The sequence below is a fragment of the Hymenobacter plasmatis genome (assembly GCF_020711255.1).
In the GTDB taxonomy this organism is placed as follows: domain Bacteria; phylum Bacteroidota; class Bacteroidia; order Cytophagales; family Hymenobacteraceae; genus Hymenobacter.
The window spans coordinates 250,175-263,079 of record NZ_JAJFAW010000005.1; the positions used below are offsets into that span (position 1 = coordinate 250,175).

Consider the following 12,905-nt stretch of genomic DNA (forward strand, 5'->3'; position numbering starts at 1 on the left):
ACATTATCAAGTTAGTCGCTGAGACCAGGACGGATTGCTACGGGCTACCCCTCGCAATGACAAGTATGGTGCGTTTAATCCTGCAGCTCCCAGGCCGTGCGGTAGCCGCCGATGCGCTCCACATATTCCAGCAGGCTCTTAAAAAACGGGTTCGAGCTCAGCGTAGACGAGTCGCCCACGAGCAGCAGCTTGCGCCGGGCGCGGGTCATGCCCACGTTCATGCGGCGGATGTCGGACAGGAAGCCGATTTCACCGTGGTTGTTGCTGCGCGTAAGGCTGATGGCAATGATGTCGCGCTCCTGGCCCTGGAACGAGTCGACGGTGCCCACGCTCAGCATGCGGTGGGCCATGAGGCCGTTGAGCTCGTCGTTTTCCTCGATGGCGTCCTTTAAATAGTTGATTTGGGCGCGGTAGGGGGCAATGACGCCGATGGTAAGCAGGTCTTCCTCGTGGTCGGCCTGATCGTAGGGCTCCAGCAACTGGGCCAGGCGCTTGAGCAGCAGGTCGGCTTCTTCGGGGTTGGCGGTGGAGCGGCTTTCGGGAATGGTGATTTCCTGGAAACCAAAACCAGCCGTGTCGAGAAACTCCACGGGCAGGTCGGGGGCGAAGCGCAGGTCGTAGTCAGGCAGGTCGGCGTGGCGCACGGTGGCGTGGGCCTCCAGCTTGCCGTCGTAAAACTGCTCGGAGCTGAACTCCATGATTTGCTCGTGCATGCGGTACTGCACCGTGAGCATGCGGGCCGTTTCGGGCTGGCGCTTGATGCACTTCTCAAACAGCGTTTCGCGCAAGCCGTCGCGAGCTGCTTTTTCGCTTTTCACGGTGGGCGGCAGCTGGTGGTGGTCGCCGGCCAGCACCACGCGCTTGGCCTTAGAAATCGGAATCCAGCAGCCCGGCTCCAGGGCCTGGGCGGCCTCGTCGATAAACACCGTTTCGTAGGTCAGGTGGCGGATGTTGCGGTTGCTGGCGCCCACCAGCGTGCAAGTAATTACCTGCACCTGCTCGAGCAAATCTTCAGTGATGTAACGCTCCAGGTCGTCGGCTTGCTGGAATAACATGCGCGCTTCTTCCTTGAGATGCTTGCGCTGCTGCTGCTCTTCGTAGCCAAAGTTGCGCACGTACTTGCCGGCCATTTCGCGGTATTGGTCGGCCGTTTGGCGCATCGAGCGCATCTCGTTGTAGCTCTTGTGGGCCATCACCTGCGCATCCAGGGTGTGCTCCAGCAGGAGGTCCGACACCCGAGAGGGGTTGCCCATGCGGATGACGTTGACGCCCCGCTCGGCGAGCTTTTCGGTGAGCAAGTCCACGGCCGTGTTGCTGGGCGCGCACACCAGCACGCGCCGCTCGCGCCGGATGGTTTCCAGAATCACCTGCACCAGCGTGGTGGTCTTGCCGGTGCCGGGCGGGCCGTGGATAATGGCCACGTCCTGGGCCGCCATCACGTGGCGCACGGCCGCCAGCTGCGAGTCGTTGAGCGGACTGGGGTAGAACAAATCGGAAGCTTTTTCCTCGCGGAAACGGGCTTCCTTGGCGCCCAGCAGCACGTCGCGCAGCTCGGCCAGGCGGTCGCCGTAGGCGCCCATTACCTTGCCCAGGGCATAGTCCATCTCCCGGTAGCTGACTTCGTCAAACGTGAGGTCGATGCCCAGTTTGCCGCCGTCGAGCACCCAGTCGGGCAGGTCTTCTTTGGTGGTGGCCAGCAGCAGCTTGTTGCGCCGCACGCTGGTAATTACGCCGCTCAGCGTGGGCCGGTCGGTGGCCGAGCGGCCGGGCACGTTACCAAACAGCGAGGCATTTTTGCCCACCTGAAACAAGTGTAGGCCCTGCTGGCCGGCGGGGCGCTCGAGTTCCAGCACCACTTTGCCGCCAAAGCCGATGTCCTCCTTCGAAACGGTAACTGGGTACCAAGTCAGGCCGCGCTGTTGGCGCTCGGCAATACTGGCCTTGGCGTTTTTAATCTTGAATTGCTCCAGGTCTTCCTTTTGCTCCAGCTGCATGAGGGCCTGGGTGTGGCGCAGCTCTTTTTCGAGGGCGTAAGGGTCGGTGGGGATGAATACTTCTGACAAAAGAATACGGATTGATTTCGTTGACTAGCTAACAACGAAAACGGGAAATGAGTGGCCGAAAACCGGAAAAACTGAAGTGAAAATCAGCCTAATTCGCTGTCTTCGCTGCTGCTTGGTTTTCCGGCTTCGTAATGATAATGCTCCTGCGTTGCAGCCGTGAAGCGTTGGATGAAGCCGGGCTCGAACTGTTCCGGCTTGCGGGGTTCGAAGAGCTTTTCCTGAACGGCCCAGTCGTAGACACTTATACCGACCGGGTATTTGGTAAGGCTGCCCGACAGCCGATAGTTGGCAATGAATTCTTCGGCCTCCTTTCGAGAAGTAAAAATGCCGCTGGTCATCCGGCCGCCCGTGCCATGAAACACCCAAACCTCATTCATTTAGTGGGCCTTAACAAGGTTTAGAAAAGTTGAGCCACCGCCCAATGGCCAGGCGTGAATAACACTCGCAGCAAAATTGTGGCTGAATGTAGCTCACGCAAAAAAGTCGTCCGGGTCGGCTTGGCTCAGGTATTTCTGCAAGAGGGGCAACGTGCCGAAAAACGGCAGCACGCACGCCAAAAACCGTTCGGCCACGGCCTGATTGGGAGCATAGGCCACGAACGTGTGGCCGCCTTCTTCAAACTCAAGCTCCTCGAGCAGCTCGGGTTGATGCTCTTCAATGATGGTTTGGATGTGCTCCACCCAGGACTCGGCTGTGCCGCCAAAGCCGTAGTTTTGAAAGAGCACATAATACTCTTCGAGCCCGCCCACATCGGCGAAAATGGCCAACTGGCGCTCGGGCAAAGTAGGGGGCGGCAGCGGTGCTATCTGGAACGGAAAAGGGGAGGCCATGCGGTGAAATTACGGCTACTTCTTGCGCCACAGGGCCACCATGAGGCCGATGCTGAGCACGGTGAGAAAGGCAATGAGGGCGTCGCGGACGAATTGGCCCTCTTTTACATCGGCTACTTCGGCTTGCAGGTCGCGCTGCTTGGCCAGCTGCTGCTTTTCGCGTTGGCGCACGTTTTCAATCTCGTTTTGCAGCTCGGAGAGGCGCTGGGCGGTGAGGTTGCGGTCGTCGCGGCCGGTGCTTTCCAGCGTGGTGGTGGTGGCTGCCAGCCGCACCGACGTCGTTTGGGCTTTGCGGGCGGTTTGATTGAGCACGTCCACAATTTGCTGGTCTTTGTCTACGATGCCTTGCAGGGCATCGACTACTTCCTGCAGGTCTTTCTTGGAAGGCTTGTTGCCGAACAGGCTGTGGCGCTGGGCGCTGGCCTCGGCGTAGCGGCGGGTGAGCACGCCCCGCTCGCGCAGCAGCCGGGGCAACGGGCTGTCGGGCGTAACCACATCGGCCTGTCCAAAAGCCGGCGAAAGCATGAAGCCACTGAGGGCGCTCAGCAAGCTAAGCACAAGAAAAAAGCGGGTTTTGGGCTGTGCCTGCGTTCTTTGCACCATCGAGGAAGCGGTAAGTGGGGAGGCAATAATCAGCAACTTATTGGTCATGAGAAATAATACGTGGGTCCTTTGGGGAATAGTTGGGCTGCTTGCGGCCGGGTGCAGCACCAGCCGCAAAGCTCCGGCTTTATATGGTACGGCGCCAATGCCCGGCGGAAATAACGAAAATGCCAGCACTACGGTGCTTCCCTTCGTGGTGCGCGACGTGAGCCAGGACGAAACCTACGGCTACACCGCCGAAAACCCCGTGCGTGTGGGCGGCGGCCGCACGGCCGGGGCGCGCAACCAGCTGCGCTACCTCAACGCCCTGAAAGGCCCGCAAGGCCAAGTGGTTGCCTACGAGCGCCAAGCCAGCTGCTGCCCCTTCAAAACCCGCCGCGGCGTGGCCGATAATACCGGCATGCTGGACGTGTACACCGTGACCTGGGAAGGCAAAGCCACGCCCGTCACGCTCTACATCAACATGTACCGGGGCGGCAAGCTGATGGCCCCAATTGGCTTCACCGGCGCCCGCTAGCCGCGCCTGGGCCGATAATTGGTGCCGCCGAATCCATTACTTTTATAGATACTGCTGCTGATTTTCTACCCCGATGCCCACCCGTTACCATCCTCGCCTCGCGGCACTGGCCGCCGATGCGGCCGCCGCGCCTGCCGACCAACTGCCTAAGCTGCGCAAGCTGCTCGAAGCAGTGCTGCGCGACGAGTGCCAGCGGCAGGAGGCGCCCTTTGTCAACCTGAGCCAGGCCATTGGGCTGATTGCGTACGAACGAAACCTGCCGGCAGCGCTGCGCCAGCAGCTCCAGGCCCTGCGCCTCTCTGCCAACCTAGTGGTGCACGAAAGCTATGCCGGCACGCCCGCCGAAGTGGCAAGCGGATTTGCGGCCGTTGCCTCCCTGGTGCTTTACCTCACCGGCGCCCCGTACCTGGGTCCAACGCCTCCCAAAACCCCAACTCAACCCGAGACTGAAGCTGGAGAAAATGAGGTAGCTTCAGCAAAAAACTTCGTTCCGGATGCGAGCTCGGCCACTGCAGCCTGGCGGGTAAATGTGCTGCACGCCAACGAAGCTACCGGCGAGCTGACCGTGGAAATGGCCACCCCAGCCGATGGCCGCCCCGCCGGCCCGTTCCGCCTGGTGCTGCCCGAGGCCTACGAAAACGTGCTGTCGCTGGCCGCAGCCCTGCATCCCACGCTGCACCTCATTGGCCCGGTGCTGCTGCCCGACGGCAGCGTGCGCGCCCGCCGCATAGTGCTCGAGCCCGACTATCTGGTAAGCGTGACCACTGTAGCCGAGTGCGCTCAAAGGGATGGCACCATCCCGGAGTGGGCGTTGCTAAACGCATTTCTGCCCGATGAAACCTCGCGCCCGCTAGTGCTTGGTAACCTTGTCAACCTGCTCCTGGATGAGGAGGTGAGCCACGCCGCCCGGCAGGCCGAAAAAGCTTCCTTAAACCAGGTGCTCGCGAAAAATCTGGTACCAGCGGGTGAAGATGAAACGTCGGACCCCGCGGCAGCCGATGCTGGTGCGGAGGCCGATGAGCCCGAATTCAACCTGGACAAATTTCTGAAGCAGCGCCTGTTTCGCTCGTCGCCGTTGTCGCTGAGCACGCTGCCCGAATTCCAGACCCGCACCGGCGTGCCGGAGCTGCTCAACGACCTGCGCCGCCACCACCGCACCCTGCGCGAAACCCGCGTGCAGGGCTTCGTGGCCCAGAGCCTCACCGGCTACCAGCAGGAGCCCCTACGCCTGGCCGACTGCTTCCTGGAGCCCACCTTCCTTTCGGCAACCTACGGCCTGCAGGGCCGGCTTGACTTGCTGCACGAAAGCGCCACTGGCTACGACTTAGTTGAGCTAAAAAGCTCGACCAAAGTACCGTACGCTGAACCCTGGAGCAACCACGCGGCCCAGGCCCAGCTTTACCGCCTCCTGCTAGAGTCGGTGTTTGGCGCCGATGGCGAAACCGCCGGCCGGGGCCGCACCAGCATCCTGTACTCCAACGCCGCCAGCGGGCAGCCTGCCGTGCGCCGCGTCGACCAGGACCAGGACATGATTGACCGGCTGCTTTCGGCCCGCAACCAGCTGGTGGGCACCGAACTGCAGCTGGCCCGTGCCACCGGTCCCCGCCAAACAGCCCACCTGCTGGCCCCCGTGCTGCAGCCCAACCTGATGGCCCTGCCATCTTTCGGCAAGGCCAAAGCCGAAAAAGTAGCCAACGCCTGGGCTGCGGCTGACACCGTAGAGCGCGCCTATTGCCTGGAACTGGCCCGTTTCACAGCTCGCGAAATGCGCTTGACGCTCCTCGGCGACGAAGCCCGTCCCGGCGACGCTGGCGGTCAGGCCGGCTTGTGGCTGCTGCCCCAGGCCCGTAAGCACCAGAACTTTAGCCTGCTCGACGATTTGGTGCTGCTCGAAGACCACAGCAACGCCGACGACGGCGCCCGCGACGGTTTGGGCCCGCACCTGATTTTTCAGCGCCCCGCCGATGGGCGGGAGGTGAACTTCCGGGCCGGCGATACGCTCATTCTTTACCCGCGGCGTCGGAATGCCAAGGAAGGAGAAAATGCCGACTCTTCCACCACAAACGGCAATTTCAACTCCAAAACGCCCGCGCATCAGCTCACCGTGCTGGATGCCCAGGTGGTGAAAGTGGTGCTGGCCGAAGACCTCGGCGCTAATGGCCAGGTGGTGCTGAGCGTGCGCAACCGCCGCATGGCGCCGCGCTACCTGCTGGGCCACTCGCATTGGGCGCTTGAGCCCGACACCTACGATACTTTCCGCCGCGAATGGGCCGGGTTGTCGTCCTTTCTGTGCCTGGCGCCGGAGCGCCGGCGGCGCCTGTTGGCCCGCACCGGGCCGCGCGAGCCGGAAGGTTGGGCGCCCACGGCCGGCCCGGCTACAACGGCTACCGAAGTGGTGGCCCGCGCCCTGGCGGCCCCCGATTGGTTTGTGCTTTGCGGCCCGCCCGGCACCGGCAAAACCCGCGCCGTGCTGCGGGAGCTGGCCGTGAGCCTATACAAACAAGACAAGCAAGTGCTGCTGGCCGCGTACACCAACCGCGCCGTGGACGAAATCTGTGAGCAGCTGGTGCAAGCCGGGCTGCCGTTCATTCGGGTGGGCTCGCGGCTGGGTACTGCACCCGTCTACCGGCCGTATCTGCTCGATAACATGCTGCGCGACTGCACCAACCGCCAAGCCGTGCGCGACCGACTCGGCACCTGCCCGTTCTATGTGGGCACGGTGGCCAGCCTGCTGGGCAAGCCGGAGCTGTTTATGATTAAGCAGTTCGACCTGGCCGTGGTGGACGAGGCCAGCCAAGTGCTGGAGTCACCCATGCTGGCGCTGCTGGCCAAAGTGCGCAAGTTCATCCTTATCGGCGACCACCGCCAGCTGCCCGCCGTGGTGGCGCAGGAGCCCGAAACCAGTGCCGTGGCTCCCGAGGTGGCCGAATTGCTGCGCGGGGAGTTGGGCCTCACCAACCTGCGCAACTCCTACTTCGAGCGCCTTTTCCGCCGCGCCGAAGCCCAGTGGCCGCACGCCCACGGCACCCTGGCCGACCAGTACCGCATGCACCAGGAGTTGGCGGTTTTGGTGAATCAGGACTTCTACGACAACCAGCTCCGTTGCCCGCTGCCCTGGCAGTCGGCCCCGCTGGACCGCAGCGCCTGGCCCACGCCAGATTCCGCCGATGGCTTTACGGTTTCCTTGCGCACGCAGCGGGTGGTATTCGTGCCCACGCGGCGCCAGCCCGAGGATTTGTCCATGAAAGAATCGGACCAGGAGGCCGAGCTGGCGGCCCGCGCGGCCGCCTACGTAGCCCAGGGCTACGGCCCGCTGTTCAACCCCGAATCTACCCTGGGCATCATCGCCAGCTACCGCAACCAGGCGGCGCGCATTCGCGCCCGGCTGGCCCAACTGGCAGTTGAGCTAAGCTTGCCGGCGCTGGCTCAAGTCAGCGTCGATACCGTGGAGCGCTACCAGGGCAGCCAGCGCGAGGTTATCATTGTGAGCTTCTGCTGCCACCACGAACACCAGCTGGAGCTGATGGTATCGCCCGATGAAACCGGCCAGGTAGACCGCAAGCTGAACGTGGCCCTCACGCGGGCGCGCCAGCAGTTGGTGCTGCTCGGCAATGAGGAAATATTGAGCCGGGCGCCGCATCACGCGGCCCTGCTGGCCCGGGTGCGCTAAAGCAGCACGAGCGAATTCAGCCCAATTTCAGCCCAATTAAGGATTTAAATCAAAAATTCCGACAACGGGCCAGCTGAATTGTACAGCTGGCCCGTTGTCGGAATTTTTGATTGGAACCCGGACGGTTTACTTCACATCTACCAGCTCAACCTGGAAGCGGAGCACGGTGTTGGGCGGAATGGTGCCCTTGCCACTTGGGCCGTAGGCCAGGGCCGAAGGAATCAGCAGCTGAGCTTTTTCGCCCTTGCGCATGAGGGCAATGCCTTCGTCCCAACCCTTGATGACGTCACCGTTGCCAAGCACGAAAGGGAAGGGCGTGTTGCCGTTCTTGGAAGAAGCATCGAAAACGGTGCCGTTCATGAACTGGCCGGTGTATAGTACCGTCACATTTTTCCCTTTTACCGCTTGCACGGCCGTGGGGTCGGTGGTCAGGGGGACGAAGTACAGTCCCGACGCCTGCCGCTGCGCGTTGGTGATTTTATTGTCGGTGATGTATTGCTTGATGATGCTCTCGTCGATAGCGGCATAATCCTGCGTGACAACTTCAGGGTCTTTTTTGCAGGCAGTGGTCATTAAGCCCGCGGTGGCTGGCAGCGCCAGGAACAGGAGCCGAAGCGCCGTTGCGGAAATAGATTTTCTCATTTGCGGTTTTTTTGTAAAACTAGGCCAAAGCTTGCAAATCACTGGGGCAAGCTAGGCTGCGTAGGCGTCAAAGTAGCTCACTTTACTACTGAGACACGGAAGAGGTTAAATGTAACGGTAACTAGCAAGTTAATTTTAGCAAGGCATGCAACATGCTATTTGCTAGGCAATATTGAGCTGATTTTATGTCGGTCAGGGCTGCGGTTTTAGGGCTACCAGTACGCGTTTGATGAGCTCATTCGGGCTGCCGTTGTGCCAGCGCCATACGATGACCAGGTCGTGCTCGGGGTCGACCCAAATGGTGTTTTGGCCCGCGCCCAAGGCGGCAAAGCTGGTGGCTGGGGCATCGGGCCAGGCTTTTTGCTCGGTGTTGAGCCACCAGAGGTAGCCGTAGTCGGGGCCGACGGGGCCGCGGGTGGTGGCCTGCTTTACCCAGTTGGAAGACACTATCTGGCGCCGGCCCCAGCGGCCCTGCCGCAGCATGAGGTAGCCAAAACGGGCTTCGTCGCGGGCGTTGATGATGAGGCCGCCGCCCCAGCGCGTGCCGCCGCTCACGGAGGGCATCTGCTTGCCGTTGACGGTGGCCACGGCGTTGGGGTAGGGCACCCATTTCCAGGTGTTGGAGGCGCCGATGGGGTCCATCACTTCCTTCTTGAGAACCTCCGGCAGCGGCTTTTTCCAGAGGCGCAGCAGCGACAGCGCCAGGCGATTGATGCGCACGTCGTTGTATTCGTAATAGCTGCCGGGGGCCTGCAAGGCGCGGGGCTTGCGCTCTCCTTTACCGAAGGCTTCGTGGCCGACGAAATCCGCGTTTTTGCCCCAGAGCTCGCCTTCCCATTCGCTGGTTTGGCGGGCGTGGTGCTCCCAGGTTATCTGGCGGTTGTGCTCCGAGTCGTAGCCGCCGTCTTTGATATAGTTGGCCACCGGGTCGTGAATGTCCTTGATGAGCCCACGGTCGATGGAAATGCCCAGGATGGTGGACAGAAAGCTCTTGGCGACGCTGTAGGTGGGGTCGGGGTGCTGGGTGTCGCCCCATTCGGCCACGATGTAGCCGTGGTGCAGGATGAGGCCGTTGGTGGCGGCGCGGCTGGTGGGCATGGGCCCGAGCAGCTTGCCAAAAATCTCCTCCTGGGTGGAGAAGTTGGGCGTCATCTGGGTCGTTTCCTGGGTTTGGGCAAAGGCCACGGCCTCGGCCAGGCGCGCGGAGTCGAAGCCCTCGGTGGTGGGACGGCGGCGAAGCCAGTTGTCGCCGGGCGCCGGGAAATAAACGGTGGGCCCTAAAACGCGTTTGAACGGTGTGGCTGGGCGGGTACAGGCCGCCAGCACCGGCAGCACAAGCAGCAGTAGTTTCTTTCGGAACATTGGTGGGCTAAATGGGTAGCAAAACGGCTCAGGCTACGGGCGTGGCCTTCCTTGAATGGCGCCGCCAAGTTAGAGCCTACTAAGGCAGTGGTGCTAGCGCCCCGACCTGCCCCTCACTTCCGAAAGGGTGTCGGTTGCAACTGGAGCAGCTACTGGCGCCGGGCGCTTATAGAAGTACAGAATCAGCAAGGGGAGCAAGGTCAGCTCGGCTACCACGCCAAACAGCAGGGTCAAGCCAATTAACAGCCCCACGTAAAACGTCCCGTCAAATTTTGAGAACAGCAGCGTAGAAAAGCCGCCCACCAGAATGAGCGAAGTAGTGATAACCGCTTTGCCCGCCAGCAAATACGTGCGCCGCACCGCTTTGAAGATGTCGGGCTCTTTGCCCAGCGTCAGCCGCAGCTTGGAGATAAAGTGGATGGTGTCGTCGACGGCAATGCCGAAGGCAATGGTGAAAATGATGCTGGTGCTCACCTTCATGTTTACCCCGGCCAGCCCCATCACGCCGGCCACAATGATGATGGGCAGCAGGTTGGGAATGAGAACCACGATGGTCATGCGCAATGACTTGAACAAGGCCAGCACAATGAGCGTGACCATCAACACATCGATGGCCATGCCCTGAATCATATTCAGGGTGAGGTTTTCGTTGTTTTTGTCGATGAGGTTGGAAGAGCCGGTGAGGCGGGTGCGCAGCACGGTGCTGTCGACGGTAGCGCGCAGGTGGCGGCGCAGCGCGTCGTTCAGGGAATCGGCGCGGATGCTGCCCACGTCGGCCATGCGGCCGGTGAGGCGCCCGGCCGAACCGTCGGGCAGGGCCAGGGCGCTGAATTCAGCCTTTTTACGGAACAGGCGGAGCTTGCTGCGCAGGCGCTGCAGCTCCAGCGTATCAGTGGGCAGGCGGTATTCGGCCAGCCCGCCGCCGTTCAGGGCCTTGCGCACCGACTTCACCAGCGTGACTGGCGAGGCCGCAAAGCGCAGGCCATAGGTGTTCTGGAGGTAGCCTTCGATGCGCTCGGTTTCCTGCAGCACGGCCAGGTCGTAGATGTCGCGTCCGGGTGTGGGTTTCAGCTCCATTTCGAAGGGCCGCACGCCGGCAAACTGCCGCTCAAAAAAGGCGAAGTCCTGGCGCACGGGGTCGTTTTTGGACAGGTCATCGAGCAGCGAGGAGTTGATGCGCACCCGCGTAGAGAGCCCAATGGCCGTAGCCAGCACCAGCCCGCTCACCGTGAAAATCAGGCGCCGGCGCAGCAGCACCGTGCGGAACATACGGCCCAACACGCCGTCCCAGCTGTGGCCCTGGCGGCGGGGCTCGCGCAGCTCGGGCTTGCCTAGCAGCACCAGCATGGCCGGCAGCAGCGTAAAGCTGAGAATAAACGCCAGAATGACGGCCACGCCCGTAAACAGCCCAAAGTTGTGAATGGGCCGGATGGTGCTGGTCATCAGCGTAAAGAAGCCCAGGCTGGTGGTGAGCGCCGACAAGCCCGACCCAAACCCCGATTCCTTGATGGTGACCCGCAGGGCGTCCTTCTTGCTGGCGCCGTAGCCCAACTCGCTCACGTAGCGGCTGATAATGTGAATGGTGTCGGACATGCCCACCACAAAGAGCATGAGCGGCAGCAGGGCCGTCATCAAATCGATGCTCACGCCAAAGGCCGACATCACGCCCAAGCCCCACAAAATGGCCCCCAGCACCACAATCAGCGGCAACACCACGCCCCACCACGTGCGGAACGTGAGCCAGAGCAGCCCAGTGACCAGCAGTACCGACAGCGACATGAACACCACCAGCTCCCACTTCAGGCGGTCGACAAACACGGATTGGGCCACTAGCTTGCCCGCGAAATGCACCCGCTCTTCGGGCAGGCCCAGGCGGGTAATGCCCCCGCGCAGGGCCGCAAACAGCGAGTCGCCGGGCGGCTTGGTCAGGTCCGGGGTGATTTGGAGGACCAGCGCCACGGCCCGCGCATCGGGGCTGAACACGTTGCCCACGAGCCCGGGCGTGCGGTAAATCAGGGTGGAGTCGTCGGCGCGCCGGCCGGGCTCGCGCGGGTTGAGGTAGGGCAGGCTGAAGGCGCCCAGCCCTTCGACCACTGTGTTTGCCAGCGTGGTGGGCGAGGTGACGTGCAGCACATGGCGCTGCCGCCGCGCCAGCTGCGTGAGCGAGTCGACTTGCGCGAGAAACGCAGGGTCGAACACGGTTTTGCCGGCGGGTGCTTCCACGCCCAGCAGCAGGTAGTCGTTGTCGTTGCCGAAGCGCTGGGTGTAGCCCTGGTAATAGTCCAGGTCGGGGTCGCCAGCGGGGTAGAAGTCGTTGAAATTGTAGTTGAACCGCAGCTGGGTGACGTAGTACGCGCTGAAGGCGGAAAGAAGCCCAAGCACAAGCAGGGCAGTATGAGCAAGGCGGCGAAGGGACATCGGGTAGCCACCCTAAGCAGCACCGGCCGAAGCAGGCGCCGGAGCAGCGGCGGAAAGTGAGAAACGAAGGAAGCAGATTTGCTACGCCCAGCACAATAAGATGGGTAGGCAGCGCGTATCTTGGAGCCAGAAAACCCCGCTTTTTCTTCTTTTGTTTCCCCTCAACTCAACCTTAATTCTTATGAAAAAGACCCTGCTCGCCCTTGCCCTGTTCGCATTTGCCGGTACCACCGCTTTCGCCCACGGCGGCCACGATAAAGCTGGCAAAAAAGGTAAGAAGGCCGCCTGCACCACCGAAATGAAGGCCACTTGCACCAAAGACATGAAGGGCAGCATGGCCGGCGGCTCCTGCTGCATGAAAGGCGGCAAAAATGCTGCTGTAAAGACCAGTACGAAAACTACGGTTGCGTCAACGTCTAAGTCGCTGTAAAGCTGTTAAAAGGTTAAATAGTGATTTTAATATAAAAGCCCGGCTCCATTATGGGGCCGGGCTTTTATATTACATGCGTTTTCCATGTTGAACCAGGATTCTACCTAAACCCAAAACGTATGGAGCTAATTGACCAACTGTCCAATCTAGCGTCGCGAGCGCAGAAACAACTTGTCCATATTCAAACTGAGGAAGCCACTAAAACGGCTTTGGTGATGCCGTTCATCAATGCTTTAGGCTATAATGTGTTTGACCCAACGGAAGTAGTCCCCGAGTTTATCTGTGACATTGGTACTAAGAGCCTGTTAAGAAACACAAGTAGTTGGTAGACAAAAAGAAATCAGCCAGGTTATTTCCTTTTCCTCATCCG

The 12,905-nt window shown here is 61.2% G+C and carries 10 protein-coding genes; 3 read left to right on the forward strand and 7 right to left on the reverse strand.

Annotated features, from left to right (window positions below):
* Nucleotides 1-74: 74 nt before the first annotated feature.
* The 4 genes from LJ738_RS05740 to LJ738_RS05755 all read right to left on the reverse strand — a co-directional run bounded on the left by LJ738_RS05740 (nucleotide 75) and on the right by LJ738_RS05755 (nucleotide 3,544).
* Nucleotides 75-2,063, reverse strand: a complete 1,989-nt coding sequence (locus LJ738_RS05740) for an AAA domain-containing protein (RefSeq protein ID WP_317206784.1) — start codon at nucleotides 2,061-2,063, stop codon at nucleotides 75-77.
* Between the two features lie 83 nt (nucleotides 2,064-2,146).
* On the reverse strand, nucleotides 2,147-2,440 hold the full coding sequence (locus tag LJ738_RS05745; RefSeq protein ID WP_227785352.1) for a DUF7710 domain-containing protein: 294 nt from the start codon (nucleotides 2,438-2,440) through the stop codon (nucleotides 2,147-2,149).
* A gap of 93 nt (nucleotides 2,441-2,533) precedes the next feature.
* Complete coding sequence (locus tag LJ738_RS05750; RefSeq protein ID WP_227785353.1) at nucleotides 2,534-2,893, reverse strand: Imm51 family immunity protein; 360 nt, start codon at nucleotides 2,891-2,893, stop codon at nucleotides 2,534-2,536.
* A 15-nt stretch (nucleotides 2,894-2,908) separates the two neighbouring features.
* The gene (locus tag LJ738_RS05755; protein ID WP_227785354.1) at nucleotides 2,909-3,544 is read right to left on the reverse strand and encodes a hypothetical protein; all 636 of its coding nucleotides are present in this window, start codon (nucleotides 3,542-3,544) and stop codon (nucleotides 2,909-2,911) included.
* Between the two features lie 97 nt (nucleotides 3,545-3,641).
* On the opposite strand from LJ738_RS05755, the gene LJ738_RS05760 reads away from it, so the two are divergent.
* Together LJ738_RS05760 and LJ738_RS05765 are read left to right on the forward strand one after the other, a co-directional pair.
* Nucleotides 3,642-4,013 (forward strand): hypothetical protein, encoded by a 372-nt coding sequence (locus LJ738_RS05760; RefSeq protein WP_227785355.1) that lies wholly within the window; start codon nucleotides 3,642-3,644, stop codon nucleotides 4,011-4,013.
* A gap of 73 nt (nucleotides 4,014-4,086) precedes the next feature.
* Nucleotides 4,087-7,683, forward strand: a complete 3,597-nt coding sequence (locus tag LJ738_RS05765; protein ID WP_227785356.1) for a DEAD/DEAH box helicase — start codon at nucleotides 4,087-4,089, stop codon at nucleotides 7,681-7,683.
* Between the two features lie 126 nt (nucleotides 7,684-7,809).
* Here LJ738_RS05765 and LJ738_RS05770 read toward each other — a convergent pair whose 3' ends face one another.
* The 3 genes from LJ738_RS05770 to LJ738_RS05780 form a co-directional block, all read right to left on the reverse strand.
* Nucleotides 7,810-8,325, reverse strand: a complete 516-nt coding sequence (locus LJ738_RS05770; RefSeq protein WP_227785357.1) for an FKBP-type peptidyl-prolyl cis-trans isomerase — start codon at nucleotides 8,323-8,325, stop codon at nucleotides 7,810-7,812.
* A gap of 192 nt (nucleotides 8,326-8,517) precedes the next feature.
* The gene (locus LJ738_RS05775; RefSeq protein ID WP_227785358.1) at nucleotides 8,518-9,687 is read right to left on the reverse strand and encodes a serine hydrolase domain-containing protein; all 1,170 of its coding nucleotides are present in this window, start codon (nucleotides 9,685-9,687) and stop codon (nucleotides 8,518-8,520) included.
* A gap of 93 nt (nucleotides 9,688-9,780) precedes the next feature.
* Complete coding sequence (locus LJ738_RS05780; RefSeq protein WP_227785359.1) at nucleotides 9,781-12,105, reverse strand: efflux RND transporter permease subunit; 2,325 nt, start codon at nucleotides 12,103-12,105, stop codon at nucleotides 9,781-9,783.
* Between the two features lie 181 nt (nucleotides 12,106-12,286).
* On the opposite strand from LJ738_RS05780, the gene LJ738_RS05785 reads away from it, so the two are divergent.
* Nucleotides 12,287-12,535: a hypothetical protein gene (locus LJ738_RS05785; protein ID WP_227785360.1), complete on the forward strand. Its 249-nt coding sequence runs from the start codon at nucleotides 12,287-12,289 to the stop codon at nucleotides 12,533-12,535.
* Nucleotides 12,536-12,905 lie beyond the last annotated feature (370 nt).

What these genes read in the sequence shown, in the direction of transcription:
- LJ738_RS05745 (WP_227785352.1), bottom strand. Translation starts at nt 2,440, where the DNA reads ATGAATGAGGTTTGGGTGTTTCATGGCACGGGCGGCCGGATGACCAGC.
- LJ738_RS05750 (WP_227785353.1), bottom strand. Translation starts at nt 2,893, where the DNA reads ATGGCCTCCCCTTTTCCGTTCCAGATAGCACCGCTGCCGCCCCCTACT.
- LJ738_RS05755 (WP_227785354.1), bottom strand. Translation starts at nt 3,544, where the DNA reads ATGACCAATAAGTTGCTGATTATTGCCTCCCCACTTACCGCTTCCTCG.
- LJ738_RS05760 (WP_227785355.1), top strand. Translation starts at nt 3,642, where the DNA reads ATGCCCGGCGGAAATAACGAAAATGCCAGCACTACGGTGCTTCCCTTC.
- LJ738_RS05765 (WP_227785356.1), top strand. Translation starts at nt 4,087, where the DNA reads ATGCCCACCCGTTACCATCCTCGCCTCGCGGCACTGGCCGCCGATGCG.
- LJ738_RS05770 (WP_227785357.1), bottom strand. Translation starts at nt 8,325, where the DNA reads ATGAGAAAATCTATTTCCGCAACGGCGCTTCGGCTCCTGTTCCTGGCG.
- LJ738_RS05775 (WP_227785358.1), bottom strand. Translation starts at nt 9,687, where the DNA reads ATGTTCCGAAAGAAACTACTGCTGCTTGTGCTGCCGGTGCTGGCGGCC.
- LJ738_RS05780 (WP_227785359.1), bottom strand. Translation starts at nt 12,105, where the DNA reads ATGTCCCTTCGCCGCCTTGCTCATACTGCCCTGCTTGTGCTTGGGCTT.
- LJ738_RS05785 (WP_227785360.1), top strand. Translation starts at nt 12,287, where the DNA reads ATGAAAAAGACCCTGCTCGCCCTTGCCCTGTTCGCATTTGCCGGTACC.